This is a genomic window from Deinococcus pimensis DSM 21231, from assembly GCF_000519345.1.
Classification (GTDB): Bacteria; Deinococcota; Deinococci; order Deinococcales; family Deinococcaceae; genus Deinococcus_A; species Deinococcus_A pimensis.
The window spans coordinates 108,138-108,560 of record NZ_KI912637.1 but is presented as its reverse complement, the minus strand read 5'-3'; positions in this window follow the sequence as shown (position 1 = coordinate 108,560).

The following is a 423-nucleotide window of genomic DNA, read 5'->3' as shown; positions in this document are numbered from 1 at the left end:
GTTGCGCAGCTCCACGGAGAGGTGGTAGGCGCGTCCGCCGCCGATGCCGAAGGTGCCGCCCGCGCCGACGGTGACGCCCTGCGCGTGAGCGGCGGGAGCGAGCCCGAGTGCGCCCGCGAGGGCGACGGTCGTGAGTCGGTTCATGCGGTCATGGTGCGACGAGGGGGGCCTCACGGTCCAGTCCCCTCCTATGTCTAGACAGCTTCCGGGGACGTGCGCACGCTCCGCGTCCGCGCGCGGCATGATGGACCGCATGAGCACCCTGCCCGACCGATTCGACGTGGTCGTCCACCCCACCCCCGAACTGCGCGGCGACGTGCGGGCCCAGCCCAGCAAGAACTACACCACCCGCTACCTCCTCGCCGCCGCGCTTTCCGAGGAGCCCACCCTCGTGCGGGGCGTGGCGCGCAGCGAGGACGCGCA